Origin of the sequence: Demetria terragena DSM 11295, assembly GCF_000376825.1 — a bacterium.
In the GTDB taxonomy this organism is placed as follows: Bacteria; Actinomycetota; Actinomycetes; order Actinomycetales; family Dermatophilaceae; genus Demetria; species Demetria terragena.
In genome coordinates, this window is sequence record NZ_AQXW01000004.1 from 827,926 (window position 1) to 852,462 (window position 24,537).

Below are 24,537 nucleotides of genomic sequence, written 5' to 3' on the forward strand. Positions count from 1 at the left end.
CGTTCCTCACTCAGGCGTCGGCGCGGTCGGTGGAGCGCTCAAAGACGTGGTCGACGAAGCCGTAGTCCTTCGCGGCCTCGGCGGTGAACCAGCGGTCGCGATCGGAGTCTGACTCGATCTGCTCACGGGTCTGGCCGGTGTGATCGGCAATCAGTTCGGCCATCTGCTTCTTGATGGCGAGCAACTGCTCGGCCTGGGTACGGACATCTGAAGCGGTGCCTTGGATGCCCCCGAGTGGCTGGTGCATCATGATGCGCGCGTGCGGGGTCGCGTAGCGCTTGCCCTTGGCACCTGCCGAGAGCAGGAACTGACCCATGCTGGCGGCCAGGCCCATCGCCACCGTGGCGACATCGTTGGGGACCCACTGCATGGTGTCGAAGATGGCCATGCCCGCCGTCACCGATCCGCCGGGGCTGTTGATGTAGAGCCAGATGTCCTTCTCAGGGTCCTCGGCTGCCAGGAGGAGCAACTGGGCACAGATAGCGTTCGCGTTCTCATCGCGCACCTCTGACCCCAGGAAAATGATCCGCTCCTTGAGGAGGCGGTTATAGATCTGGTCGTCCAGGCCGGCAACCGCCGCCTGAGTCTCCATCGTTGTCATGAGTTCTCCATCTTCGTCGTCGCCGCGGTATCCGCAGACTGCTGACTCTTCACGGACCTTAACGTCACGATGCGGGACGAAAGTCCCCTCATCCGGTCGTGTTCGCCATGGGCGCAATAGCGACTGCTGTTGGGCGGATCGCACGACGGCCGCTGACACCGAAGTGGTGTCAGCGGCCGTCGTGGTGACTGCACTGATCAGGCCTTGGCCGTCTCGCCTTCGTCGGTCGTCTCGTCTTCGTCGGTGGGCTCGGCCACGGCGTCCTCACCGTCGGAGGCCTCAGCCTCTTCGGCGTCCTCGCCGGTGTTCAGCGCATTGAGGTCAACCTCGTCACCGTTGGTGTCGGTGACCTTGATGTCCTCAAGCACGGTGGAGAGCGCCTTGCGACGGGCGACCTCACCCATGACCGCGGGCACCTGGCCCTGCTGGTCAAGGGCCTGAGCGAACTGGTTCGGGTCCATGCCGTACTGCTGGGCGCTCATGATGAGGTACTCGATGAGCTCTTCCTGCGAGACCTGGACCTCATCGCGCTCGACGATCGCGTCGAGGATGAACTGCGTCTGCAGACCACGGCGGGTGCTCAAGTCAACCTCGGCACGGTGCTCATCGTCGTCCTCACGCCCCTCGCCTTCAAGGTGGGAGTCGACCTCGGACTTCACGAGGCTCTCGGGAACCGGGAGCTCCATGGTGTCCAACAGGTGCTCCAGCGCCTTGTCCCGCGCCTGAACGCCCTGCTCAAACCGCTTCTCCTGCTCGACCTGCTCGCGCACCTCTACGGTGAGCTCCTCCAGCGTGTCGTGCTCGGATGCGAGCTGGGCGAACTCGTCGTCGAGCTCAGGAAGCTGGCGCTCCTTGACCGACTCAACCGTGACGACGCACAGGGCGTCCTCCCCCTCGTGGTCACCACCGGCAAGGGCCGCGGTGAACTCAGCGGTCTCGCCAGCCGACAGACCCTCGACGGCCTCGTCCAGGCCTTCGATCATGGTGCCGCTGCCGACGACGTACGAGACGCCGTTGACGTCGTCAATCGTCTCGTCACCAATCGTGGCCTTCAGCCCGATCGAGAGGTGGTCATCCTTTGCCGCGGCGCGCTCGACCCCAGCCAACGTGCCGAAACGCTCACGCAACTCGTCGAGCTTCTTCTCAACATCGGCGTCGGTGACCTCGAGCGGGTCAACCTCGACGCTGATCTCGGAGAAGTCGGGCAGCGTGACCTCTGGCCGTACGTCCACCTCGATGGTGAAGGTCAGATCCTGCGACTCATCGGCGGGCACCTGGGTGATGTCGACCTCAGGCTGACCGATGGGCTGCAACTCGTGCTCATCGGCGGCCTTGCCGAAGAACTCCGGAAGGGCCTCGTTGATCGCCTCCTGCAGGACCGCACCGCGGCCGAACCGCTGGTCAATGATCCGCGCTGGGACCTTGCCCTTGCGGAATCCTGGGATCTGGACCTGCGAGCCGATGGAGGCATAGGCCTTATCCATGCTCGGCTTGAGCTCCTCGTAGGGGACTTCGACGTCAAGCTTCACGCGAGTCGGGTTGAGGTTCTCGACGGCACTCTTCACTGCCTGCACTCCAGGTCTGTTTTTCGGGTGATCGGGGTCTTCGTGGTGCTGAACGGTGCGAACTGATCGCACACCGGGCACGAAGACCCATGCTAACGGTCGGGGTAGCCGGATTCGAACCGGCGGCCTTCCGCTCCCAAAGCGGACGCGCTACCAAGCTGCGCCATACCCCGCAGACGGCCTGCAGCTTGCTGCGAGCACAGCCCAAAAATCGGGCCATTCAGAACGTCTGGAGCGGGTGACGAGAATCGAACTCGCGTAGCCAGTTTGGAAGACTGGGGCTCTACCATTGAGCTACACCCGCAAGCACGAAAACCGGGGGGCTTTCGTACGCGGCGTAAGCGTACTCGGCGCCTCCTCAGGATGCACATCGACTCCATTCGACCCGGATTTCGCGACCATCCTCTACGGGTGAATTTCCACCCAACACAGGTGGGCAAGGGGTTGTGTCCACGTCTACGCCCGCCTACGTTGGAGTAGCAAGCCGGTCCTGAAGGATCGGAAGCTGACACGAATGGAGTGATCCCCCATGGGGCTTTTTGACAAGGCTAAGGACCTCGCTGGCGAGAACAGCGACAAGGTCGACCAGGGCGTCGAGTCCGCAGGTGACTTCGTCGACGACAAGACCGGCGGCCAGCACGCTGACAAGGTGGATCAGGCCCAGAACTTCGCGAACGATCAGTTCGGCGGCGGGGACCAGGGCGGCGAAGGCAACTAGCAGTAGGACCGCTCGACAGACTTACGCACGAGGGGCCAAAGCGACGCATCGCTTTGGCCCCTCGTCGTATGTCGTGACTCAGAGGTCGCGGCGGATCACGATGACGGAGCGGTCATCCGACTCGCCCGCGAGCGCCACCTGGCAGATCTGTGCCGCCTCCCCGGCATGTGGCGCGGCCGTCAAGACTCGGTCGGCAACGCCCAGGATCCGGTCCATGCCCTGGCTCAAGTCGCAGGTAGGGCTCTCAATGATCCCGTCGGTGTAGAGCAGCAGCGCGTCGCCCCGCTCCAGTGTTCCGGTCGCCCGCTCGTAGGTCACCAGGTCGGAGTCCACGACGCCCAGCATGACGCCAGTGGCGTCGTGACGGGCGTCCCAGCGACCGGCTCCGGCATGGAAGTGCATGGCCGCGGGGTGGCCGGCGCTACCCAACGAGTAGGCGCCCGTCTGCATATCCAGGGCCAGGTGCAGTGCTGTGGCTCGCCCACCAGGCCAGCCCTGACGCATGAGGTAGGAGTTGGCTGCGGGGAGGAAGTCTTCCTGAGCCGTCGACCCGAGCAGGCCAGAGAAGGCACCCGACATCATGAGCGAGCGCGTCCCGCAGCGTTGACCGCACCCTTCGACGTCCACCAGGACAAGTTCGAGGAGGCCTTCGCGCTCGGCCGAGGTCACCAGGAAGTCGCCCGCGAAGGCCTCACCGTGAGCCGCCTTAATGATGCTGTCGACGTGCCATCCCTGCGGCAGGTTGTGTGGGATGCGGCCATGTTCGGCGACCTGGTCGCGCAACTCGACCATCATGCTGGCCGAGGCCTCACCGGAGATTCCCATCCGGTGCCGACGACGCTCGACGGCAATCATCAGCATCATCACCACGGCGACGGCGGCAAGCGTCATCGGCGGGGTGTCGGTGTGTATCGAGATCACCAGAAGGGCTAGGCCCGCGGCAGCAAAGACGGTGTACATCGCCATGCCCGCAAGAAACAGGCCTGCGGCAACCACGATCGGGACGAGCGAGGCGCCGGCGACCAGGTCGGACCAGACGATGCCACCCGCCGCGCACAGAGCGACCAGCGCGAGCAGTCCTATGGGCAACCATCGGCGCAGGGAGTGTTCTGTCGCCTGGTCAGCACTGCCCCGCGGCGCAGCCGGAGCTATCCAGCGCAGTTGGGGAGCGAGATCGAGAGCCACCACCGCAACGTATCCGCGGTATGCCGCCGGACCGGACGCCTTTTACTAAGGCTTTAACCTCTCTAGGTCAAACTTTTGCACTCCTGCTCACATCGGGCCTAGGCCGACGTGTTAGGGAGGGTCCCGTCCTGCTCGTAGGCGTTGACCATGTCGAGCCGACGCTGGTGGCGTGCCTCGCCGGTGAACGGCGTCGCCAGGAACGTTCGGACCATGTCCTCGGCGCCCTCGGGCGTCGTGAACCGTCCTCCGATGGAGAGCAGCTGAGCGTCGTTGTGCTGGCGCGCGAGCTCGGCAAGTTCAGGCGTGTAGGCCAGCGCAGCCCGCACACCCTTCACCTTGTTGGCGGCCATCTGTTCCCCGTTGCCCGAACCGCCAAGCACGATGCCCAGCGAGTCCGGATCGGCGGCGACTGCCTCCGCAGCCCGCAGAACAAAGACGGGATAGTCATCTTGGGCGTCGTATTCAGTAGGCCCGTGATCGATGACCTCGTGCCCCTCCGCCTGCAGCCACGACACCAAGTGACGCTGCAACTCGAACGCGGCGTGGTCGCCGCCGATGTGAACGCGCATCGTTGATCTCCTTAACTGAAGTCGGGTCCGGTTTGGCGGCTGCGCTTGATCTCGTAGAAACCAGGCGTGCCCGCGACCAGGACGCAACCGTCCCAGAGTTTTCCTGCCGCCTCGCCCTTAGGCGCCGGCGTCACGACGGGGCCGAAGAAGGCGATGTCGTTGACCTTGACGACCGGGGTGCCGACGTCATCGCCAACCAGGTCGATGGCGAGCTGGTGGCGCGCCCGCAGGTCAACGTCGATCTCATCGCCGGGCACGTTCTCCCAGGCATCCATGAGTTCGGTAGGCAGGCCGACTTCGGTCAACGATTCCTCAACCACTTCGCGCATCTCATCCTCGGTGCCGCCTCGCCCGCCAGGGTGCTTGCGCGTGCCGATCGCGGTGTAGAGGTCTCCGAGAACCTCATCGCCGTGCGCTCGAGCTGCCGCCGTGAGCACTCGAACCGGTCCCCACGCACGATCCATGGCTTCGCGGTACCCGGGATCCAGGTCGCGACCCTCATTGAGCACCGCGAGACTCATGACCCGAAAGGTGATGTCGATATCGCGCACGGTGGCCGCTTCGAGTACCCAGCGGGAAGTCATCCATGCCCAGGGGCAGAGGGGGTCAACGAACATCTCGGCGGAGGTACGCCCTTGTGGTGAAGTCACTCCTGCATCCTGCCAGGTAATCCGATAACCGGTGCCGCGGGTGGGCATGGACGTGCAAGCATGAGACCCGCCCTGAGGGCATCCACATTGACTCAATCCCAGGAGTTCCCCTGTGCCCGCACAGAACCTGACTCGCACCGAAGCACAGACGCGATCCGCGCTGATCTCGGTGGAGGCGTACGACGTTGATCTCGACCTCACGACCAGTGACGAAACCTTCGTCACGCGCTCTGAGGTGACCTTCACGTGCGCCTCCCCTGGCGAGGAGACGTTCATCGACTTCATCGGCGACTCGGTCGAAGAGATCGTCTTGAACGGCGAAAGCCTCGACCCCGCAACGCACTTCGCCGACAGCCGAGTCAGGTTGCCCGAACTCGCCTCAGACAACACCCTGGCGATCACCGGTACCGGGCGATACATGAATACGGGGGAGGGCGTCCACCGGTTTGTCGACCCGGTCGACGATGAGGTGTACATCTATACCCAGTTCGAGGTTGCCGACTGTCGTCGTGCCTTTCCGGTGTTCGAGCAGCCGGACCTCAAAGCCACCTTCGCGTTCACGATCACCGCACCGGCGGCCTGGACGCTGATCAGCAATACGGTCGCCCCGGAGCCCGCTCCGGCGGAGGGCAGTTGGACCAACGCCCGAGGCGAGCAGGAGTCGATCGCGAAGTGGACCTTCCCACCCACGGACCGCATCAGCTGCTACATCACCGCGTTGGTGGCCGGGCCATACGACGTGATCCGCGATGAGGTGCAGACCCGTCAGGGCACTGTTCCGCTGGGTATCTACTGCCGCCGGTCATTGCGTGAGTTCCTGGATGCCGACAACGTATTCGATTGCACCAAGCGGGGATTCGCCTACTACGAAGAACATTTCGACCTGGCATACCCGTTCGGGAAGTACGACCAGATCTTCGTGCCGGAGTTCAACGCCGGAGCGATGGAAAACGCGGGATGCGTCACCCACGCCGAGACATACATCTTCCGCGCCAAGGTGTCCGACGCCATCGTGGAGCGTCGAGCGCTGACGATCCTGCACGAGCTAGCGCACATGTGGTTTGGCAATCTGGTGACGATGGCCTGGTGGGATGACCTGTGGCTCAACGAGTCGTTTGCCTCGTGGGCTTCCACCCTCTGCCAGGCCGAAGCGACCGAGTGGGAGTCGGCCTGGACGACGTTCAGCTCAGCCGAGAAATCCTGGGCGTACCACCAAGACCAGCTGTCCTCGACGCACCCAGTCTCAGCCGACATGGTCGACCTGGAGGCCGTCGAGGAGAACTTCGACGGCATCACCTACGCCAAAGGCGCCTCGATCATCAAGCAGTTGGTCAGTTATGTCGGCCGAGATGAATTTGAGGCAGGGCTGCGCGCGTACTTCGTGAAGCACGCCTGGGGCAACACCCACCTGCGCGACCTGCTCGTGGAGTTGGAGGCAACCAGTGGTCGTGACCTGTCTTCCTGGTCATCGCTGTGGCTTGAGACCGCGGGCGTCAACACGTTGCGCCCCGACATCGAGACTGACGACTCCGGGGTCATCACCGCGTTTGCCATTGACCAGACCGCGACCGAAGAGTTGCCGACCCTTCGGCCACACCGCTTGGCGGTCGGCCTGTATGACCTTGAGGGCGCCGTCTTGGTGCCGCGAGAGTCCATCGAAGTCGATATCGACGGCGCTCGCACTGAGGTGCCGCAGTTGATCGGCAAGCAGCGCGGCGATCTTCTGCTCGTCAACGACCAGGATCTCGCGTACGCCAAGGTCCGACTCGACGAGCAATCGTTGGCCACGGCGCGCGCAAACCCGCGCGGCTTTGTCGATTCTCTCCCCCGCACTCTCGTGCTGGCCTCGGCCTGGGATATGACGCGCGACGCTGAGTTGTCGGCGCGCGCATTTGTCGACTTGGTGGTGGAAAGCCTTCCAGGAGAGCAAGATTCGACACTGATTCGCACTCTCTTGGCCCAGGTCCAGGTCGCCGCCACCCGGTACGTCGCCCCGGGCTACCAGGACGCAACCGTCGCCAAACTCACGGCCGCCTTGCGCGATCTGACTCGGCAGGCTGAACCCGGAGGTGACGCCCAGCTGCAGCTGGCGCAGGCCTACGCGGGTCTAGCCTCCAGCGAGGCGGACACCACCATCGTGCGTGGCTGGCTGGAGGAATCCGATCCGCTGCCCGGACTGGCTGTCGACACCGAGATGCGCTGGACCCTCCTCACCTCGCTCGCGGCCGCGGGCGTCGTGGGCGCCGAGCAGATCACTGCCGAGCGCGACCGAGATTCCACCTCCACAGGCACCGAACGCGCAGCCCGGGCACTAGCAGCGATCCCGACCGCCGCGGCCAAGGAAGATGCCTGGCACCGTCTCGTCGAGGACACCACCACCCCGAATGCGACCCGTCGTGCGGTGGGAATCGGGTGGTCGCGAGTCCACGATCGGAGCCTGTTGCAGCCTTACATCGAGCGCTACCACGCTGCCCTCGGCCAGGTATGGCACGACCTGACGTCGAGCATCGCCTCGGACGTCACGCTCCTTGCCTACCCGACCGCTGCGGTGAGCGACGCTCTCGTGGCAGCCTCACAGCAGTGGCTCGACTCACATCCCGATGCCCCAGCCGGCGCGCGGCGCGGCTTGGCCGAGAACCGCGACGGGATCAAGCGGGCACTGCGGGCGCAGGCCTTCGACGCCACTATCGAGCGGTAGTCACTCCGGCTGTCGGGTGGTCACAGCGCGAATGAGCCGTTTCGCGCGGCGACTGACCATGAGGTCCTCCAACATCAACGGCTGACCTTGGGGACCCGCCAGCGGGAGCCGCCAGTTCGGGTACTCCTCATCGGTCCCCGGCTGGTTGATCGTGCGAACGTCCCCGACCAGGTCGGGCACCGCCACGCCGATCATCCGCGCTGGGCTGAAGCCGAGGTAGCGATGCAATGCGCAGACCTGTTCCTCGACAGAGGAGTTGTTGCCGAGCAGTCCTCGCTCACGCAGGTCGGCGAGGACGGCCCCACGCTGCTTTTCGTCGGTCGCCATTTCATCTTCGAGCGAGCCGGGAAGCAGCCCGAGTTGGTGACGCAGCACGATGTGCTGCCCCTCGAGGTAGCCGGCGGTCGGGGGCAGGTCATGGGTCGTCACCGAGGCGAGGCATAGCTCGCGATACGTCTCCGGCGGCCGTGGCGCACCGCCGTCCTGACGCTCGAACCAGAGGATCGAGGTACCAAGCAGACCCCGCTCGGTGAGGTAATCCCGCATCCAGTCCTCGACCGTGCCGAGGTCCTCGCCGATGACGACAGCGCCTGCGCGCTGCGCCTCCAAGAGCAGAATGCCGATCATGGCCTCGTGGTCGTAGCGCACATAGGTGCCCTCTGTTGCCGGGCGCCCGCGCGGCACCCACCACAACCGGAACAGTCCAATGATGTGATCGACCCGCAGGCCGCCACTCAGCGCCAACGTTGTGCGCAACATGTCCCGGTATGGGAGGTACGCGGCCTCGGCCAGGCGGTCCGGACGCCACGGCGGCTGCGACCACGTCTGCCCGGTCGCGTTGTAGTCGTCTGGTGGAGCCCCACCTTCGATGTCGCCCGCCAAGATGTCCGCGAGCGCCCACGCATCAGCGCCACCCGGGTGCACCCCTACCGCGAGATCGTGCACCACGCCAAGCGACATTCCCGCCGCCTTGACCTCGCGCTGTGCATCGGCGAACTGGCCCTGCACGATCCACTGCATCCAGCGGTGGAACTCGACTTCCTCGGCCAGGCGGTCCTGCTCCGCGGCCGTCGCTTCGCTTCTGGGGTCGCGCAGGCCGCTCGGCCAGTTCTTCGAGGGAAGCCCGTGTTCCACGACGAAGGCACACCAGGTGGCGTAGTCGAGCAGACCTTGACCTTCGCGCTCGCAGAACTCTTCGAAGTCGCGACGTCGCCGGTGCGTACTGCGCTGCCGGTAGATGATCCGCAGCGCCGCCTCCTTGGCTTCCCAGGCGCTGTCGCGGTCCAGGTGATCCAAGGCGGTCAGCCGTCGGGCGTCATCGCCGTGCCACTCGATCATTTGGTGCTCAGCGGAGGACAGGTAACCCAGCTCTGGCACTTCTTCGACCCGGATATACATCGGGTTGAGGAAGCGGCGGGTTGCCGGCAGGTACGGCGAGGGCTCCATCGTGGGGCGTGGCTCCGCAGCATGCATCGGATTGACCAACACAAAATCCGCGCCCTGCCGGGCCGCCCACGTGCCCAGTTCGGCGAGATCCGCGGCGTCACCCAAGCCCCAGGACTGTTCGGACCGCAGCGCGTACAGCTGCCCGGTCAGACCCCACACCCGATCGGCTGCTAGCCCAGCGGGCAGGTCCAACCGTTCCGGCGTCACGATCACTGTGCACGTCGCGGGCTCGTGATCGCCGTGCGTGACCGCGAGGTGGTGATATCCGAGTGGCAGGTCGTGGGGAAGGTCGAGGTAGCGCTCCACCATCGGAACGCCGTCGATCTCCCGCTCTTCGCCCGAGCCATCGCTGATCCCGACCTCGCGTTGGTCACCACTCTCAAGGGTGAGGACGGCCTGGAGCGACGCCTCATGGGGAACTCGCAGCGTTACTGCAGGCGCCTGGCCCGCTCGGGTAATAGCCACCGGCGGGAGGATCTGTCGCCAGGCCTTCTCGCCATGCGCCTCTACGGCGTTCTTCACATCGTCAGCGTTGGCCGCTTGGACATCAAGCGCCGCGAGCACGGCACGAATCGAGTCATCACTGACTCGGACGTGATTACCCTTCCAATCCCAGAACTCCGTGGCGACGCCAAACGCGTGCGCGAGATCTTGCAGCGACGAGCGAGCAGCAGCGGACACCGGCATCCTGCTTTCGGTGGTTGGTGCGGATGTAGCCCATAGCCTCTCACCTGCGCGACTTCCCACTGCCTAGACACCCCGGCAACCGGGTCGCGGCTACCGCGCCTTGGGCGCGAGAGACTAGGTCCCATGTCCCCGACGCATCTCCCCCTGCTGACGGCCGCCGACGACTCCGGCCTGACGTGGGAAAAGACCACCGACTGGTTCCTCGGCGCACCCGCGCGGATTCTCGTCATTATCGTCATCGCGATCGCCGCCAGATGGCTGATCCATCGGGCCATCCGCCGCGTCGTCCACCAGATGGAGCGACCCGCCGATGGCGGCAGTCGCGCGACCCGGGTGCTACGGGAAGCGGCTGGCCTGGACGCACTCCGTCGCCGTCAGCGCGCGGCGACGACCGGCACCGTGCTGAAGTCGACCACGACCATCGTCATCTCAGCGATCGCCATCATCACGATCCTTGGCGCTGTAGGCATACCGATCGGGCCGCTGATGGCCTCAGCCGGGGTGGGTGGCGTCGCGTTGGGATTCGGCGCGCAGAGCCTGGTCAAAGACTTCCTCTCAGGCATTTTCATGATTGTGGAAGACCAATACGGAGTCGGCGACATCATCGATACCGGTGAAGCGATCGGTGAAGTCGAAGAGGTCACCTTGCGGATCACCCGCCTGCGCGACGCGAACGGGGTCATCTGGTATGTCCGCAACGGCGAGATCATCCGCATCGGAAACCGCTCTCAAGGCTGGTCGATGGCGGTCATCGACGTTCCGGTCGCCTACACCGAGAGTGTCGAAAAAGTCACGTCCGTGCTGCGCGGCGTGGTGGAGCACATTCGTGACGAAGAACCTTGGGACAGCAGGGTTTTGGAGACTCCTGAAGTCGCCGGGGTGGAGAACGTTTCGGCCGGAGTGATGACCATGCGCATCTTTGCCAAGTGCGCCGCGAACGAGAACTTCTCGGTGACGCGAGAAATCCGCGAGCAGAGCAAGGAAGCTCTCGACGCGGCGGGCATCGCGGGGCCGCCGGTGACGGCGTACGGCCAGGGTGGCGCAACCCGCCCCTGACCGTGACTGAGAGGATCGCCCCGTGAGCAACAAGACGTTCTACGACGAGGTCGGCGGGCATGAGACCTTCGAGGCGCTCGTCCGCGAGTTCTACCGAGGGGTCTCTGAAGACGAGGCGCTGCGCGCGCTCTACCCCGAGGAAGACCTGGGCCCAGCCGAGCGCCGGCTGCGCATGTTCCTCGAGCAGTACTGGGGAGGCCCGACGACCTATTCGCAGGAGCGGGGTCACCCGAGGTTGCGCATGAGGCACATGCCGTTCACCGTCACGCCCGACATGCGAGATCGGTGGTTGCTGCACATGATGAATGCCGTGGACACCCTCGACCTGTCAGAAGCGCATGATGGCGCGCTGCGTGACTACCTGACCCGCGCGGCATACATGCTCGTGAACACGATGGATGACTCCAACCCCGCCTGAGCATTTCGCATCAACGACCGCGAGCCGTCACACTTTCCTGGTGACGAATCAGACCCAGGCCACTCACCCGGCTACCACCGCCAGCACCGAGATGACGACCATCCACGACGGGACGTCCCACCCCGACGCGTGGTGGCGCAAAGCCGTGATCTACCAGATCTATCCGCGTTCGTGGGCCGATGCCAATGGTGACGGCATCGGCGATCTGCCCGGCATCACCTCGCGCTTGCCCTACCTTCGGGATCTCGGCGTCGACGCCGTCTGGCTCTCCCCCTTCTACACCTCTCCCCAGGCCGATGCCGGGTACGACGTCGCCGATTATCGCGACATCGACCCCCTTTTCGGCACGCTCGACGACGCCAAGGACATGGTGGCGCGCGCGCACGAACTCGACCTGCGGGTCATCGTGGATCTCGTCCCCAACCACTCCTCGGATGAGCACGCATGGTTCCAGGCGGCGCTCGCCGCCGGGCCTGGCTCCCCCGAACGCGCCCGGTACATCTTCCGAGATGGCAAGGGTCCCGAAGGCAACGAGCCACCGAACAACTGGAAGGCCGTCTTCGGCGGGTCCGCCTGGACCCGCATCACCGAGGCTGACGGCAGCCCCGGCCAGTGGTATCTGCACCTGTTCGACCCCAAACAGCCAGACTTCGACTGGAATCACTCCGAGGTACGCGCAGAGTTCGAGTCTGTCCTGCACTTCTGGCTCGACCTGGGGGTCGACGGCTTCCGCGTCGATGTGGCTCACGGCCTGGTCAAAGAAGCCGGCCTGCCCGACTGGGAAGCCGAGCAGGAGTTGCTCGGCGGGACCGGACCCGACGACGGCCAGGGGCCCATGTGGGACCAGGATGGCGTGCACGAGATCTACGAAGCATGGCGCCGAATCCTGAACTCCTACAACACATCTGGCGACTCTTCTCAGGACCGCGTGATGTGCGCTGAGGCCTGGGTAAAGCCCGCGTCACGCGCGGCGCGCTATGTCCGTCAGACCGAGTTCCACCAGGCCTTCAACTTTGACTTCCTCGACACGACCTGGCGCGCGGCGGACCTGCGCGACGTCATCGAGACGTCTTACGCCGCCAATGACTCGGTCGGCGCCCCCACCACCTGGGTGCTGTCCAACCACGACGTGGTCCGCCATGCCACGCGGCTGGGTCTGCCCATCGACGCGCCGCGACCTAACGGCATCGGCGCCGAGGACGCGCAGCCGGATGCTGAGTTGGGATTGCGGCGCGCACGTGCCGCGACCGCCCTCATGCTGGCGCTGCCGGGTGGCTCCTACCTCTGGCAGGGCGAGGAACTCGGCCTGCCAGAGCACACGACCATGCCGGATGACGTCCGGCAGGACCCCACGTGGGAGCGCAGCGGCCACACTGTCAAGGGCCGCGATGGCTGCCGCGTCCCGATGCCCTGGGAGGCCGACAAGCCGTCACTGGGCTTCGGCCCGAGTGAGCAGACCTGGCTGCCGCAGCCTGAGTCATACGCCGCTCTCGCCGTTGACCAACAGACCGGCGACGAGACCTCAACACTGGAGCTTTATCGCACGATGCTTCGCCTGCGGCGGGAGCGTGCACTGGCCGGCGGCTCGTTGGCGATGGCGACCAACACGGGCGAGGTCGTGCAGGTGGACATCACCTCCGCGGCTGGCACGACCACCGTCATCACCAACCTTGGCGAGGGCCCGGTTGAGGTGCCCGAGGGTGCCACGGTGTTGTTGGCCTCAGGTCCACTCGACGCCAAGGGAGACGTACCAACCGACACCACGGTGTGGCTGGGCTGACTCAGAGGTCGACGTCCTGGTCTGGTCTACCGGACCAGGACGTGCCCGGCGTCGGTCGTCACGCGGAACCAGCGTCCGGCGCCGAATACCTGGGCCACGTCGCCGGTGAGAAACCCCAGGGCGTAGGCACCGAAGGCCACCCCCGCCGGCAACCCGTCGGCCCCACCGGAGGCGTGAAGCGATCGATTCCATACCCGGTGACGCAGCGATTCGACGGCCGCGGCACCGGATCCCTCTGGTGCGCCTGAGGCGACCTCGGCGATTCCGGCATGGGCTGCATCCCGGATCTGCTCAACAGGAACTCCCCCAAGGGGGGACCAGCCCGACTGTGGTGGAGAGATGGCCGCCCAGGTCGTCTGACGAGTCATGGGAGGGACCGGAAGCACAGATGAGGTCGTCCCCATCCGCGCTAGCCGGTCAGTCACGGCGGACAAGGGAACCACCTCGTCGACCTCAGCGGGCTCGGCGAGTGCGAGCACGCGCAGGCCCAGCACCGTCCCCTCCCCCGTCAGGCCCCGGCCTTTGAGCACACCGACCCATACCGCGAGCGTGGAGCCCCGCGCTTGGAGGCGTACGGCCCCGTCGTCCTCGATCGTGCGCGCCCTGCCGAGGTAGGTCGCCAGATCGGCAGTGGTTGAGTTGTCTGCCAACCGCAGCTCCGAAGCGGTCACTGACGCTCCAGGGCGCGACGCTTCATCGGAACCGGCTCGCCCTTCACCGCTTCCAGGAGCGCTCGGTCTTCGGGGGTGATGCGGCGCGGGCGCTGGCTTTCCATGTCGAACGTGACCAGGGTCGATTCTGCCCGGGCATAGACCTCGGCGCCTTCATCGCGAGAGGACAGCACCTCGTAGGAGATGTCGAAGGATGCCCCGCTGATCTTTGTCACCCACGTCGCGATCACGATCGGCTCGCTGCGATAGCGCAACTGGGCGAGGTAGTCGATTTCTTGCCGAGCCACGAGCAGCGATGGCGTCGCGGACTGTCCATCACGTGCCGGAAACCAATCGCGCAAAGCGACGATCCGGGCTTCTTCCAGGAGCCTGGCGAATTGGACATTGTTGATATGGCGCAGGGCATCCATATCGGACCACCGCAGCGGCACGTCGGCGTAGTACGGGCGGGATGGCATAACGCCATCCTCGCAGTCTCGGATTCAACCCGTCGCTAGAGTCCTCACTGTGACATCTGATGACTCCACCGAGGCACCCGATCCCGTCGTCGACTTGCTCGACACCCTCGACCTGCAGCCTGCCGGGCGCGCCAGTGTCCACGTCGAGTCGCCTGACGACTCCCCCGAGTTGGACCTGGGCTCTGGGCGCGTCGATGTGTTCGAAGGCCGCAGCCAACCCATGCCACACGGGCGGGTTTTTGGCGGTCAGGTGCTCGCCCAATGCCTCGTCGCCGCCGGCCGTACGGTCGCCGACGGACCGGCAGAGAATGCCCGCAGCGTTCATTCGATGCACGGCTACTTCCTGCGCCCCGGCGATTCGACGCAGCCCATCCGGTTCGCCGTGGAGCGGATGCGTGATGGTCGGTCTTTCTCCGCCCGCCGTGTTCACGCCCTTCAGGATGGCAAAGTCATCATGTCGGTCATCTTGTCCTTCCAGGACGAGGCCAGCGGCCTGGACCACCAAGCGGTCATGCCGGCCGCGCCCAATCCCGAGCGCCTACCGACGACCGCGCAAGACATCGGCGACATCGACCACCCGATCGCCCAGCACTGGGCCTACCGTCGCGCCGTCGACATCCGACACGTCGAGAACCCGATCTACATCGAGCCGGGTGCGCAGGCAGCAGCCAATCAGAACGTCTGGATGAAGGTCCGTGACCGGATGCCCGACGACCCGCTGTTGCATGCTGCCGCGCTGGCCTATGGCTCGGACTACACGTTGCTGGAATCCGCACTGCGCCGGCACCGGTTGGCCTGGTCTGATCCGCGTCTTCGTGCCGCGAGCCTGGACCACGCAATGTGGTTCCACCGGCCGGTCCGCGCCGACGAATGGGTTCTCTACCAACAGGATTCGCCGTCCGCATCAGGCGGCCGCGGGCTGGGCATGGGCAAGATGTTCGCCGCCGATGGCACGCTGGTCGCCACCGTCGCCCAGGAGGGCATGCTGCGAGTCAAGGAATGATGATGAACTCGGCTTCGACCGCGACCCTATTGTCCCAATGGCGCGCCGAAGAAGGCGAGCAACCGGGCGGCTGGGACTTCTCTCAACTTGCCGACAGGATGTCGACCGATCCGCCGCCGTGGGATCTCGACGCCGAATACCGCTGGGCATTGCGTGGGGCGACCCGTGTCTTGGACATGGGAACCGGCGGCGGCGAGCACCTCCTGGAGTTCACGGACGGGCTACCAACAGACGTCACCGCGACCGAGGGCTGGGAGCCCAATGTCCTGATCGCGCAGAAGGCATTGGAGCCACACGGGATTCGCGTGGTTGCCTTCGGCGCCTCAGATGACGACCCGGACGCTGATGCGATGCCGTTTCCAGATGAGCGGTTCGACCTGGTGCTCAACCGTCACGAGTCGTACGGCCCCCACGAGGTCGCGCGCGTGCTTGCTTCGGGCGGGGTCTTCCTCACCCAGCAGGTCGGTAGTGGTGAGCTTGCCGAGCTGCATGACCTCACCGAAGAGGCACCTGCCGACCTAGACGTATCCCACGAGCGGTTCGTGCGCGAGATCGAGTCCGCGGGGCTGACTGTTGAGGCCGGCGCCTCCTCCGAGGGCTTCTATCGGTTCACCGACATCGCGGCGCTTGTCGCGTACTTGCGCTGCGTACCGTGGGAGGTACCTGATGACTTCAGTGTCGACCGCTACGCGGACGCACTTTTGACCTTGCACGAACGGGCCGCTGGCGGCCCGATTCTGCTTCGTCGACGACGGTTCTGGCTGCGCGCCCGCAAGCCGTGAGCCTGACTGAAAACCACACACTCACCTAGAAAGTGCCGCGATGCCGCTCGATCTGCCCCTGACGCCGGTAACCCTGACTGGGCGGCTGGTCCGCCTGGAGCCGATGTCGCTCGACCACCTGCCCGGGCTGCAAGAAGCCAGCGCCGACGGCGAGATGTGGAACCGGTGGTACACCAGTGTTGCTCGGCCGCAGGACATGGAAGCTCAGGTCCGCGACCGCCTGTCTATGCAGGACCAGGGCACCATGGTGCCATTCACCGCGCTCCGCCAATCCGACGATCAGGTTCTCGGTGTCACCACCTTCTACGACATCGACCCAAAGGTCCCGCGCCTGTCGATCGGCTACACCTGGAACCGCGCCTCGACCCACGGCACCGGAACCAATCCAGAGTCCAAACTGCTCCTCCTCACCCACGCCTTCGAGACACTCGGCGCTCAATGCGTGCGATTCGAGACCAGTTGGTCAAACCAGCAGTCGCGCCAGGCGATTGAGCGCTTGGGCGCCCGCTGCGACGGCGTCCTACGCGCCGATCGACTCGAGCGAACCGGCGACCTGCGCGACACCGTCGTCTATTCGATTCTGGCTCACGAATGGCCTTCTGCCCGAACCGGTTTGGAGCATCGTCTTGAGCGCCGTTGACCTATTTGATGGCTCCCTGGGTCACGCCGGACATCACCCAACGCTGCGCAAAGAGGTAGACGATCAGCGTCGGCGCCATCGCCATGAGGTAGGAGGCGAAGGCCACGTTGTAGTTGATGCTTAGCTCGTTCTGGAAGAGTTGCTGCACCACGGGCAGGGACTGCATCGACGGGTCGGCGGTGATGATCGCGGGCATCATGTAGTCGTTCCAGGAGGCGAGGAAGGCAAAGATGCCGACCGTTGCGTTCATTGGAGCCAACAACGGGAAAATCAACCGCCAGAACGTCTGCCACGTCGAGCAGCCGTCAATCCGCGCACTCTCCTCCAGCTCGTACGGCACCGATCGCAGGAACGCCGTATAAAGCAGGATGTTGAAACTCATGCCGAAGAGCACGTGGAGCAACCCCACGCCGACTGGGCCATCGAGCCCGAGGACGGCGGTCAACTTCACCTGTGGCAGCGCCACCACTGGGAACGGGATGAACATCGCGGCCAGGAGATAGAAGTAGGAATAGCGGAAGACCTTGCGGTCCCAGTTGCGCACGATCGCGTACGCAGCCATCGAGCAAACGACCAGGGCGCCGACCACCGAAACCACGGCGATAAGGATCGAAATCGTCGCAGCCCGAGGGATATCCGTGAGTTCCCAGGCGCGGGCGAAGTTGTCGAAGTTGAGCGATCCCGGGAGGCTGAAACCGCTACCCGTTCTCGCCTCGGCATCGGTCTTGAGTGACATCGACACCGCAAGGTAGAGCGGTAGAAGGACCGTCAGTGAGCAGGCCACCAGCAGCAGGGTGACCTTCCAATTGCTGCGCTCTCGAGTGGCCGGTACACGTCGCTTCGTCGGCGTGACGGTCGGTGGTGCGGACTGGTCAACATGGCTCACAGGGACACTCCTCGGCCTCGGATCAAACGCAGTTGCACCAGCGAGATCGCCACCGTGACCACAAAGAAGATGACGGCATTGGCCATCTGGTAGGCGTAGTCACCCGTTTGGAACCCCGTGAAAATCGTCATGGCCACCGACGTGGTCGCCGTTCCCGGCCCGCCACCGGTCAGACCGACGATGACGTCATAGGCGTTCAGGAAGTTCTTGAAGGACAGGATCGTGTTGATGACCACATATCCCAGGACCAGCGGGAAGGTGATGCTGCGAAACACCCGCCACGAACTCGCCCCGTCGAGGGAGGCTGCTTCATAGAGTTCTTTTGGGATGGACAGCAGACCAGCCAGGTAGATGATGATCGCGCTGGGCGCGGCCTGCCACGCCGTCACGATGACCACGCTCAACCAGGCCCAGTTCGGGCTGGCGATGAGACTCGATTCGCCGCCGGTCCACCCCAGACTCTCCGCAATCTGCGGCAAGGAGGTCGCGAAAAAGTACTTGAAGACGTACGCGACGATGATGGCTGACAGCACCATCGGGATGATGAAGATCGTGCGCAACTGCTTCTTTAGCCGGATCTTGGCGTTCAACCCGATGGCCAGCGCGAGCGCCAGCATGTTGACCAGGATCGTGGTCACCAACGAGAACCCAATAGTGAAGCGGTAAGACTCCAGAATCGCAGGGTCATCCAACATGGAGGAGAAGTTCGCCAGACCCACGAAGGACCAGTCGCCGAAGCCGGCGTAGTTGGTAAGGCTGAAGAACATTCCGGCGATCGCCGGCAGGGTGATGAAGAGCGTGAAGAGAGCGACCGCCGGGAACAACATCAGCGCGTACGTTCGGTCGACGCGGCCGCGCGGACTGGGCGACGTGGCCGCGGGCTCCGTCGATGCGGAGTCCGCGGGCTGGCTGGTTCCGGCAGGAGCCGGTGGGATGACACTCATGACTCTCCTTGATTCCGGCTCACGCCGCGGCTCGCTGGGCGCGGCGTGCCCAGGCTCCATCGAGGCGCCGCAGGAACCCGTCGACGTCCTTGGTCAGGAACAGGTCCTGGAGATAACTAGGCAACGGGATCGACTCCGAGATGTAGGTTCCGGCGCCCTGATAGAAGCGACCGCTGCGGATATAGGGGTCAAGCCCGGTGAGGCGCGGATCTCGTTGCTGCGGTGGGTTCTTGATCGGTGACGTTGCCAGGTTCTTCGCGTTATAGGCATTCATTACCGACGGCTGCATGAGGTAGGACACCATCTGGCGGGCGCCCTTCGCGTCGCCCGATTGCTCCGGTATCCACAACGCAAGGTCGAGATTCACGCGCACCTTCGTTGTCCCCGGGTCATCGCTTCCCGGCAGCGCAAAGGTCCCGAGGCGCAGATCCGGTGCGGCCTGGCTGATCTCGCCAATGGCCCACGGCCCCTGAAGCAACATTGCGACGTCACCCCTGGCGAAGGCCGCATTGCCGTCGTTGTAGTTGCGACTGCCAGCATCACGATTGGAGTAGGCAAACAGTTCGACCATGCGCCGGGCCGCGTCCGCGAAGTCCTTGGTGAAGGAGACCTCCGCGTCGGGCCCCGCGTCCCCGCCCAACTCCTTGAGCCGCTCGAAGAAGGTCGTCACATCGAGGTTGCTGCCGCTGACGCAGTCGAAGATGCCCTGCCTGAGCGTCCAACCGTCGAGAAAGGTGGTGTAGAGCGGCAGCACATCGTTTTTCTGAAAGGTCTTGCACGCCTCGATGAGTTCGGGCCAGGTCTTGGGTACCGCCACGTCGTGCTTCTCGAATAGGCCGATGTTGTAGATGCATCCGGCAGCCGTCACCGAGTACGGCAAGACCGATGTACGTCCCTCGAACTGGGCGAACTGGTCGACCAGGTCCTGCACGTCATCTCGGATGGTCGAAGCAGCCGGGACGTCCGACAAATCCGTGAGCGCACCGCGCGACAGGAAGTTCGCCGTCTCGAGGTTGTAGTTGTAGCAGGCGACATCTGGTGGGGTGCCGCGCACGAACTGCGGGGTGAGTGCGGTGGTCGTGGCGTCATGGTTGACCCGGACTTCGGACTGGGAGGCGTTGAAATCCTTGACCAGGCCGCCGAAGTACTCGATGACCTCGGGCTTGTTCTGAAGAAATCGGATCGACGATGAGGATCCCCCACAGCCAGCGAGGCTGCCGCCGAGCGCGGACGCCCCCAGGCCGAGCAGGCCCCACCGCAGGGTGTCCCGCCGCGACGGTGGTCGGGCCAAGAACGAAACCATGGGACGCTCCGAATAAATCAAGGACAATTACTAAATTGACTTGCTTATAGTGTGGGTGACATAGGCCACTGTCAAGAGGACACCCAATGGGCGAACAGCCAACCGCCACGCCTGCTCCTCGCGGGAGCCAGGCGGCAGCCCTGCGCGCCTTACGCGCAGGGTCAGGTCTCACCGTCACCGAGCTCATGGCGGCAACCGACCTCTCTCGCCCGACGATCCACGCGGCCTGCGAAGAGCTGGTCCGCGCCGGCCTTGCCCTGGAGACCGAAGCCCCCAGTCGCCCAGCGACGCGCGGAAGGCCGCCACGCTCGTTCTCCTTCAACGCCCGCGCCACGTACGTCCTCGGTGTCGACGTGGGAGCCACCTCCGTGCGCAGCATGCTGACCGATCTGGGCACGCACATCCTTGGTGAAGCTGAGACCACCGGGCTCAGCGCCGACCTGTCGGCCGCCGAACGCATCTCGGTCATCCGCACCTGCATGCGAAGGTCCATGTCGACGGCGGGCGTACGCGCCAGCGACATCACGTCGGTGGGCGTGGGCATGCCTGCGCCAGTGCGACTTGACCGGCGCGTCATCGCGCTACCGGACTACCTTCGCGACCTCCCTGACGCGGATATCGCCGCCGCGCTAGCGGAATCGACAACCTGGAACGTCCTCATCGAAAACGACGCCAACCTCGCCGGCCTGGCCGAGACCCGAATAGGTGCCGCACAGGGACAGACGGACGTCATCACTGTCCTGGCCGGGGAGAGGTTGGGTGCTGGCGTGATTCTCGATGGACGCCTACTGCGCGGAGCCGGCGGCGCGACCGGCGAACTGTCGTTCGCCCGGCTGATCGAAGGAGTAGACGGTGCCTACGGCATCGGGATGCTCGCCCGTACTTTCGGACAGCGCGCGGCCACGGACGAAAGCACCTCAACCGCCCTGCAGGATCGATGCGACGGCGATCCTGCCGACCTCACCTCCGAGGACGTCTTTCGGTGTGCCGCCGAGGGCGACCGGATCGCACAGGACTGCATTCACCGCGCGACCGGACAGGTCGCCCGAATCCTGGAAGTGCTCCAACTCGCGCTCGATCCGGCCACCATTGTGATGAGCGGCGGAATAGCCCAGGCCCCAGGCGTTCTCGATGCTCTTCGCGCCCACGCCCCCCTCCTGCCCGAAAGCGAACTACACCCACCCACCATTGTGGGCTCAACCCTTGCCCATCGTGCCGTGGCGACCGGAGCGGCCACGCTGGCCATCGAGGACGTCTGGTCACGGCTCACCGCCGATCCCATGCTCCTCGTTTCGCAATAAAGATTATGAGAATCGTTGTCGTTCTTGTACGGTTCCACTCATGCTCACTTCGGTCTCCCGCACCCGTCGTCTCGTGGCCGCCGTCGCCACGCTCCCGCTCCTGGCTGCCTGTGGCTCACACGGCGCCTCGTCTGATTCCTCCTCCCCTGGTGACGGCAACGCGGCGTCCTCAAGCGCTGCCGCGTCGTCGTCGAACGCTCCCACCAAGACCGGCCCGACGCCCGGCTCCGGTGAGCGCGAAGTCGCCAAGGTTGCGCCCCGAGTTCTGATCTCAGGCGAGGGTGGCGGACTTACCTTGATTGATGGCACCACCGGAAAGGTCGTCGAGAAGGAAGACCTGCCCGGCTTCAACCGACTCAGCGACGCCGGTGACGGCCGCCGGGTCATGGTGTCCACCAGCAAGGGCTTCCAGGTCTATGACACAGGGATCGAAGAGCAGCCCCATGGAGACCACAACCACGCCTACGAATACGAGCCCGGACTGACCTCCGTGCGCTACCCGGCGAGCCACCCTGGCCACGTTGTGGCCCATGGCGGCAAGACCGTCCTCTTCGGCGACGGGGCCGGGACCATCCAGATCGTGCCGACCGAACAGGTGGGCTCGACGGTTGCTCCGATCCAAAAGACCAAGACCGCATCAGCCCACCATGGCGTTGCACTGGTCTTGAAGGACGGCACCATGCTCACCACGCAGGGAACCGAAGAGAAGCGAAGCACCGTCGAGGCACGCAAGAACGGCAAGGTTGTGACCAAGACCACCGACTGCCTCGGTGTCCACGGTGAGACGACCGCCGCCGACGAGGCAGTGCTGTTCGGGTGCGAGGACGGACCGGTGATCTACCGCGATGGCACATTCCACAAGGTCGCCGTCAAAGACTCTTTCGCCCGCTCGGGCAATGTCGCCGGAACCCACGAGTCGCCGATCGTCCTCGCCGACTACAAAACCGACAAGGACGCCGAACTGGAGCGCCCCACCCAGGTCGCCCTGATCGACACTCGTACCGACAAACTCTCTCTCGTCGAGCTCGGCAGTTCCTACTGGTTCCGCTCGCTGGCACGCGGTCCCGAGGGCGAGGCGCTGGTTGTGACGTACGACGGCAAACTCGTGGTCATCGACTCCGAGACCGGCAAGATCTCGAAGCGAATCCCAGCCATCGACGCCTGGAAAGAGAAGAAGGACTGGCAGGACCCGGGCCCCAGCATCAAGGTTGCCGACGATCAGGCATTCATCACCGACGCGGCGAAGAAGCAACTCGTCGTGGTCGACCTGGAGTCAGGCAAGGTCGTGAAGCGCCACAGCCTCCCGGTGACCCCGGTGGAGATCGCGGTCACCACCGGTGAACCTGCCCACGACCACGAGGATGAGTCCGGTGAAGGTCCCGAGGGCCACGATCACGAAGGCCACGACGATGAAGGTCACGACCACGAGCACTGAGTGCGGTCGCCGCCTCAGTCACGCGTGAGGCGGCGGTACGTCACCCGGTGCGGGCGCGCCGCGTCCGCACCGAGACGCTCGACCTTGTTCTGCTCATAGGCATCGAAGTTGCCCTCAAACCAGTACCAAGCGGCCGGGTTCTCCTCGGTGCCTTCGTAGGCCAGGATGTGGGTCGCGACCCGGTCCAAGAACCACCGGTCGTGACTGATGACCACGGCACATCCCGGGAACTCTAGAAGCGCATTCTCCAGGGATCCGAGGGTCTCCACGTCCAAGTCGTTGGTCGGCTCGTCCAGCAGCAACAGGTTGCCGCCCTGTTTCAGGGTGAGCGCGAGGTTCAACCGGTTGCGCTCACCACCGGACAGCACGCCAGCCTTCTTCTGCTGGTCGGGGCCTTTGAAGCCAAACTGCGAGACGTAGGCCCTGGAGGGGATCTCAACCTTGCCGACCTGGATGTAGTCCAAGCCGTCGGAGACGACCTCCCAGAGCGACTTGTCGGCATCCAGCCCAGCGCGACTCTGGTCGACGTAGGAGATGTCGACCGTGTCGCCCACTTTGACCTCACCGGAGTCGGCGTCTTCGAACCCGACGATCGTCTTGAACAGCGTCGTCTTGCCTACGCCGTTCGGGCCGATCACACCGACAATCCCGTTGCGGGGCAACGTGAATGACAGTCCGTCGATGAGCGTACGGTCGCCAAAGCCCTTGGTCAGATTCTTGACCTCGATGACCTGAGCACCCAACCGGGGGCCTGCCGGAATTTGGATCTCTTCGAAGTCCAACTTGCGCGTCCGGTCCGCCTCGGCGGCCATTTCTTCATAACGCGCCAGACGCGACTTGCTCTTGGTCTGTCGGGCCTTGGCATTGGAGCGCACCCACTCCAACTCCGACCGCAGGCGCTTCGCGAGCTTGGCGTCCTTCTTGCCCTGAACCTGGAGGCGCTCCTGCTTCTTCTCCAGGTAGGTGGAGTAGTTGCCTTCGTAGGGGTAAAGGCGACCACGGTCGACCTCGCAGATCCAGCCCGCGACGTTGTCGAGGAAGTAGCGATCGTGGGTGACTGCCAGCACGGCACCGGCGTAGGACGCCAGATGCTGCTCAAGCCACTGCACCGATTCGGCGTCCAGGTGGTTGGTGGGTTCGTCCAGCAGCAGCAGATCGGGCTTGGACAGCAACAACTTGCACAAGGCGACCCGACGGCGCTCACCACCGGACAGCACGGTCACGTCGGCATCGCCAGGCGGGCAGCGCAACGCGTCCATGGCCTGCTCGAGTTGAGAGTCAAGGTCCCACGCGTCAGCGGCGTCGATCTTCTCCTGCAGCGTGCCCATCTCGGCCATGAGCGTGTCGAAGTCTGCGTCCGGCTGAGCCATCTCCTCAGAGATCGCGTTGAATCGGTCGAGGTCGGCTTTGATCTGGCCGAGGCCTTCCTCGACGTTGCCGCGAACGTTTTTCTCCTCGTTCAGCGGGGGCTCCTGGAGCAGGATGCCGACGCTGAAGCCGGGCGATAGTCGCGCCTCACCGTTGGAGGGTTGGTCAAGTCCCGCCATGATCTTGAGGATCGTGGACTTTCCAGCCCCATTGGGTCCGACGACCCCGATCTTCGCGCCCGGGTAGAACGACATGCTCACGTCGTCGAGGATGACTTTCTCACCGACGGCTTTGCGCGCTTTGGTCATGGTGTAGATGAACTCGGCCATAGGCGCCAGGCTATCGACGCGAGTCAGTTCCTCCGAATCGAGTT

Annotated in this window: 22 protein-coding genes and 2 tRNA genes; 10 read left to right on the forward strand and 14 right to left on the reverse strand. The window is 64.6% G+C overall.

Features of this window, described 5'->3' with window-relative positions:
• Positions 1 to 10 precede the first annotated feature (10 nt).
• The 4 genes from F562_RS0108050 to F562_RS0108065 form a co-directional block, all read right to left on the reverse strand.
• Positions 11 to 592, reverse strand: coding sequence for an ATP-dependent Clp protease proteolytic subunit (locus F562_RS0108050; RefSeq protein WP_018156440.1), 582 nt, complete (start codon positions 590 to 592; stop codon positions 11 to 13).
• Between the two features lie 206 nt (positions 593 to 798).
• Positions 799 to 2,166 (reverse strand): trigger factor, encoded by a 1,368-nt coding sequence (tig, locus tag F562_RS0108055; protein ID WP_018156441.1) that lies wholly within the window; start codon positions 2,164 to 2,166, stop codon positions 799 to 801.
• A 99-nt stretch (positions 2,167 to 2,265) separates the two neighbouring features.
• A tRNA-Pro gene (locus F562_RS0108060) sits at positions 2,266 to 2,339 on the reverse strand.
• A gap of 57 nt (positions 2,340 to 2,396) precedes the next feature.
• Positions 2,397 to 2,470, reverse strand: a tRNA-Gly gene (locus F562_RS0108065).
• Positions 2,471 to 2,695: 225 nt separating this feature from the next.
• Here F562_RS0108065 and F562_RS0108070 point away from each other — a divergent pair.
• Positions 2,696 to 2,884, forward strand: coding sequence for an antitoxin (locus tag F562_RS0108070; protein ID WP_018156442.1), 189 nt, complete (start codon positions 2,696 to 2,698; stop codon positions 2,882 to 2,884).
• Positions 2,885 to 2,962: 78 nt separating this feature from the next.
• Here the strand turns inward: F562_RS0108070 and F562_RS18515 are convergent, their stop codons facing one another.
• The 3 genes from F562_RS18515 to F562_RS0108085 all read right to left on the reverse strand — a co-directional run bounded on the left by F562_RS18515 (position 2,963) and on the right by F562_RS0108085 (position 5,288).
• Positions 2,963 to 4,069 (reverse strand): PP2C family protein-serine/threonine phosphatase, encoded by a 1,107-nt coding sequence (locus tag F562_RS18515; RefSeq protein ID WP_156822583.1) that lies wholly within the window; start codon positions 4,067 to 4,069, stop codon positions 2,963 to 2,965.
• Between the two features lie 98 nt (positions 4,070 to 4,167).
• Entirely contained in the window at positions 4,168 to 4,638 is a 471-nt protein-coding gene (locus tag F562_RS0108080; RefSeq protein ID WP_018156444.1) for a ribose-5-phosphate isomerase, read from the reverse strand.
• 11 nt (positions 4,639 to 4,649) lie between these two features.
• Positions 4,650 to 5,288, reverse strand: a complete 639-nt coding sequence (locus F562_RS0108085; protein WP_026181111.1) for a mycothiol-dependent nitroreductase Rv2466c family protein — start codon at positions 5,286 to 5,288, stop codon at positions 4,650 to 4,652.
• 112 nt (positions 5,289 to 5,400) lie between these two features.
• Between F562_RS0108085 and pepN the strand changes: the two genes are divergently transcribed.
• The gene (gene pepN / locus F562_RS0108090) at positions 5,401 to 7,986 is read left to right on the forward strand and encodes an aminopeptidase N (RefSeq protein ID WP_018156446.1); all 2,586 of its coding nucleotides are present in this window, start codon (positions 5,401 to 5,403) and stop codon (positions 7,984 to 7,986) included.
• Here pepN and malQ read toward each other — a convergent pair whose 3' ends face one another.
• Positions 7,987 to 10,119: a 4-alpha-glucanotransferase gene (malQ, locus tag F562_RS0108095; RefSeq protein ID WP_018156447.1), complete on the reverse strand. Its 2,133-nt coding sequence runs from the start codon at positions 10,117 to 10,119 to the stop codon at positions 7,987 to 7,989.
• Positions 10,120 to 10,242: 123 nt separating this feature from the next.
• On the opposite strand from malQ, the gene F562_RS0108100 reads away from it, so the two are divergent.
• The 3 genes from F562_RS0108100 (at position 10,243) to F562_RS0108110 (ending at position 13,373) form a co-directional block, all read left to right on the forward strand.
• Positions 10,243 to 11,175: a mechanosensitive ion channel family protein gene (locus F562_RS0108100; protein ID WP_018156448.1), complete on the forward strand. Its 933-nt coding sequence runs from the start codon at positions 10,243 to 10,245 to the stop codon at positions 11,173 to 11,175.
• Between the two features lie 22 nt (positions 11,176 to 11,197).
• On the forward strand, positions 11,198 to 11,593 hold the full coding sequence (locus F562_RS0108105; protein WP_018156449.1) for a globin: 396 nt from the start codon (positions 11,198 to 11,200) through the stop codon (positions 11,591 to 11,593).
• 91 nt (positions 11,594 to 11,684) lie between these two features.
• On the forward strand, positions 11,685 to 13,373 hold the full coding sequence (locus tag F562_RS0108110) for a glycoside hydrolase family 13 protein (protein ID WP_051080207.1): 1,689 nt from the start codon (positions 11,685 to 11,687) through the stop codon (positions 13,371 to 13,373).
• A 26-nt stretch (positions 13,374 to 13,399) separates the two neighbouring features.
• Here F562_RS0108110 and F562_RS0108115 read toward each other — a convergent pair whose 3' ends face one another.
• Together F562_RS0108115 and F562_RS0108120 are read right to left on the reverse strand one after the other, a co-directional pair.
• Entirely contained in the window at positions 13,400 to 14,044 is a 645-nt protein-coding gene (locus F562_RS0108115) for a DUF8185 domain-containing protein (protein WP_018156451.1), read from the reverse strand.
• Positions 14,041 to 14,502, reverse strand: coding sequence for an acyl-CoA thioesterase (locus tag F562_RS0108120; protein ID WP_018156452.1), 462 nt, complete (start codon positions 14,500 to 14,502; stop codon positions 14,041 to 14,043). The genes F562_RS0108115 and F562_RS0108120 overlap by 4 nt, the downstream gene beginning before the upstream one ends.
• Before the next feature lie 49 nt (positions 14,503 to 14,551).
• Here F562_RS0108120 and F562_RS0108125 point away from each other — a divergent pair, with 49 nt between their 5' ends.
• From F562_RS0108125 to F562_RS0108135, 3 genes are read left to right on the forward strand one after another with little or no spacing between them, the layout of a single operon-like run.
• On the forward strand, positions 14,552 to 15,505 hold the full coding sequence (locus F562_RS0108125; RefSeq protein WP_018156453.1) for an acyl-CoA thioesterase: 954 nt from the start codon (positions 14,552 to 14,554) through the stop codon (positions 15,503 to 15,505).
• A 2-nt stretch (positions 15,506 to 15,507) separates the two neighbouring features.
• Positions 15,508 to 16,287 carry a class I SAM-dependent methyltransferase gene (locus F562_RS0108130; RefSeq protein WP_156822584.1) on the forward strand — a complete coding sequence of 260 codons (780 nt, stop codon included), beginning with the start codon at positions 15,508 to 15,510 and terminating at the stop codon, positions 16,285 to 16,287.
• Positions 16,288 to 16,327: 40 nt separating this feature from the next.
• A complete protein-coding gene (locus F562_RS0108135) occupies positions 16,328 to 16,927 on the forward strand; it encodes a GNAT family N-acetyltransferase (RefSeq protein WP_018156455.1) in 600 nt (199 codons plus the stop codon).
• A gap of 1 nt (position 16,928) precedes the next feature.
• Here F562_RS0108135 and F562_RS0108140 read toward each other — a convergent pair whose 3' ends face one another.
• Genes F562_RS0108140 through F562_RS0108150 form a run of 3 tightly spaced genes read right to left on the reverse strand, consistent with a single transcriptional unit; the run spans position 16,929 to position 20,060 of the window.
• Positions 16,929 to 17,813: a carbohydrate ABC transporter permease gene (locus F562_RS0108140; RefSeq protein ID WP_018156456.1), complete on the reverse strand. Its 885-nt coding sequence runs from the start codon at positions 17,811 to 17,813 to the stop codon at positions 16,929 to 16,931.
• Positions 17,810 to 18,757, reverse strand: a complete 948-nt coding sequence (locus F562_RS0108145; RefSeq protein ID WP_018156457.1) for a carbohydrate ABC transporter permease — start codon at positions 18,755 to 18,757, stop codon at positions 17,810 to 17,812. Before F562_RS0108145 ends, F562_RS0108140 begins: the two co-directional genes overlap by 4 nt.
• A gap of 19 nt (positions 18,758 to 18,776) precedes the next feature.
• Positions 18,777 to 20,060 (reverse strand): ABC transporter substrate-binding protein, encoded by a 1,284-nt coding sequence (locus tag F562_RS0108150; protein ID WP_018156458.1) that lies wholly within the window; start codon positions 20,058 to 20,060, stop codon positions 18,777 to 18,779.
• An 86-nt stretch (positions 20,061 to 20,146) separates the two neighbouring features.
• Between F562_RS0108150 and F562_RS0108155 the strand changes: the two genes are divergently transcribed.
• Positions 20,147 to 21,361: an ROK family protein gene (locus F562_RS0108155; protein ID WP_018156459.1), complete on the forward strand. Its 1,215-nt coding sequence runs from the start codon at positions 20,147 to 20,149 to the stop codon at positions 21,359 to 21,361.
• A gap of 40 nt (positions 21,362 to 21,401) precedes the next feature.
• Positions 21,402 to 22,796, forward strand: coding sequence for a PQQ-binding-like beta-propeller repeat protein (locus tag F562_RS0108160; RefSeq protein WP_018156460.1), 1,395 nt, complete (start codon positions 21,402 to 21,404; stop codon positions 22,794 to 22,796).
• Between the two features lie 14 nt (positions 22,797 to 22,810).
• Here the strand turns inward: F562_RS0108160 and ettA are convergent, their stop codons facing one another.
• Complete coding sequence (gene ettA / locus F562_RS0108165) at positions 22,811 to 24,493, reverse strand: energy-dependent translational throttle protein EttA (protein ID WP_018156461.1); 1,683 nt, start codon at positions 24,491 to 24,493, stop codon at positions 22,811 to 22,813.
• Positions 24,494 to 24,537: the final 44 nt, after the last annotated feature.

What these genes read in the sequence shown, in the direction of transcription:
- F562_RS0108050 (WP_018156440.1), bottom strand. Translation starts at nt 592, where the DNA reads ATGGAGACTCAGGCGGCGGTTGCCGGCCTGGACGACCAGATCTATAAC.
- F562_RS0108070 (WP_018156442.1), top strand. Translation starts at nt 2,696, where the DNA reads ATGGGGCTTTTTGACAAGGCTAAGGACCTCGCTGGCGAGAACAGCGAC.
- F562_RS0108080 (WP_018156444.1), bottom strand. Translation starts at nt 4,638, where the DNA reads ATGCGCGTTCACATCGGCGGCGACCACGCCGCGTTCGAGTTGCAGCGT.
- malQ (WP_018156447.1), bottom strand. Translation starts at nt 10,119, where the DNA reads ATGCCGGTGTCCGCTGCTGCTCGCTCGTCGCTGCAAGATCTCGCGCAC.
- F562_RS0108100 (WP_018156448.1), top strand. Translation starts at nt 10,243, where the DNA reads ATGTCCCCGACGCATCTCCCCCTGCTGACGGCCGCCGACGACTCCGGC.
- F562_RS0108110 (WP_051080207.1), top strand. Translation starts at nt 11,685, where the DNA reads ATGACGACCATCCACGACGGGACGTCCCACCCCGACGCGTGGTGGCGC.
- F562_RS0108120 (WP_018156452.1), bottom strand. Translation starts at nt 14,502, where the DNA reads ATGCCATCCCGCCCGTACTACGCCGACGTGCCGCTGCGGTGGTCCGAT.
- F562_RS0108130 (WP_156822584.1), top strand. Translation starts at nt 15,508, where the DNA reads ATGAACTCGGCTTCGACCGCGACCCTATTGTCCCAATGGCGCGCCGAA.
- F562_RS0108135 (WP_018156455.1), top strand. Translation starts at nt 16,328, where the DNA reads ATGCCGCTCGATCTGCCCCTGACGCCGGTAACCCTGACTGGGCGGCTG.
- F562_RS0108145 (WP_018156457.1), bottom strand. Translation starts at nt 18,757, where the DNA reads ATGAGTGTCATCCCACCGGCTCCTGCCGGAACCAGCCAGCCCGCGGAC.
- F562_RS0108150 (WP_018156458.1), bottom strand. Translation starts at nt 20,060, where the DNA reads ATGGTTTCGTTCTTGGCCCGACCACCGTCGCGGCGGGACACCCTGCGG.
- F562_RS0108155 (WP_018156459.1), top strand. Translation starts at nt 20,147, where the DNA reads ATGGGCGAACAGCCAACCGCCACGCCTGCTCCTCGCGGGAGCCAGGCG.
- F562_RS0108160 (WP_018156460.1), top strand. Translation starts at nt 21,402, where the DNA reads ATGCTCACTTCGGTCTCCCGCACCCGTCGTCTCGTGGCCGCCGTCGCC.
- ettA (WP_018156461.1), bottom strand. Translation starts at nt 24,493, where the DNA reads ATGGCCGAGTTCATCTACACCATGACCAAAGCGCGCAAAGCCGTCGGT.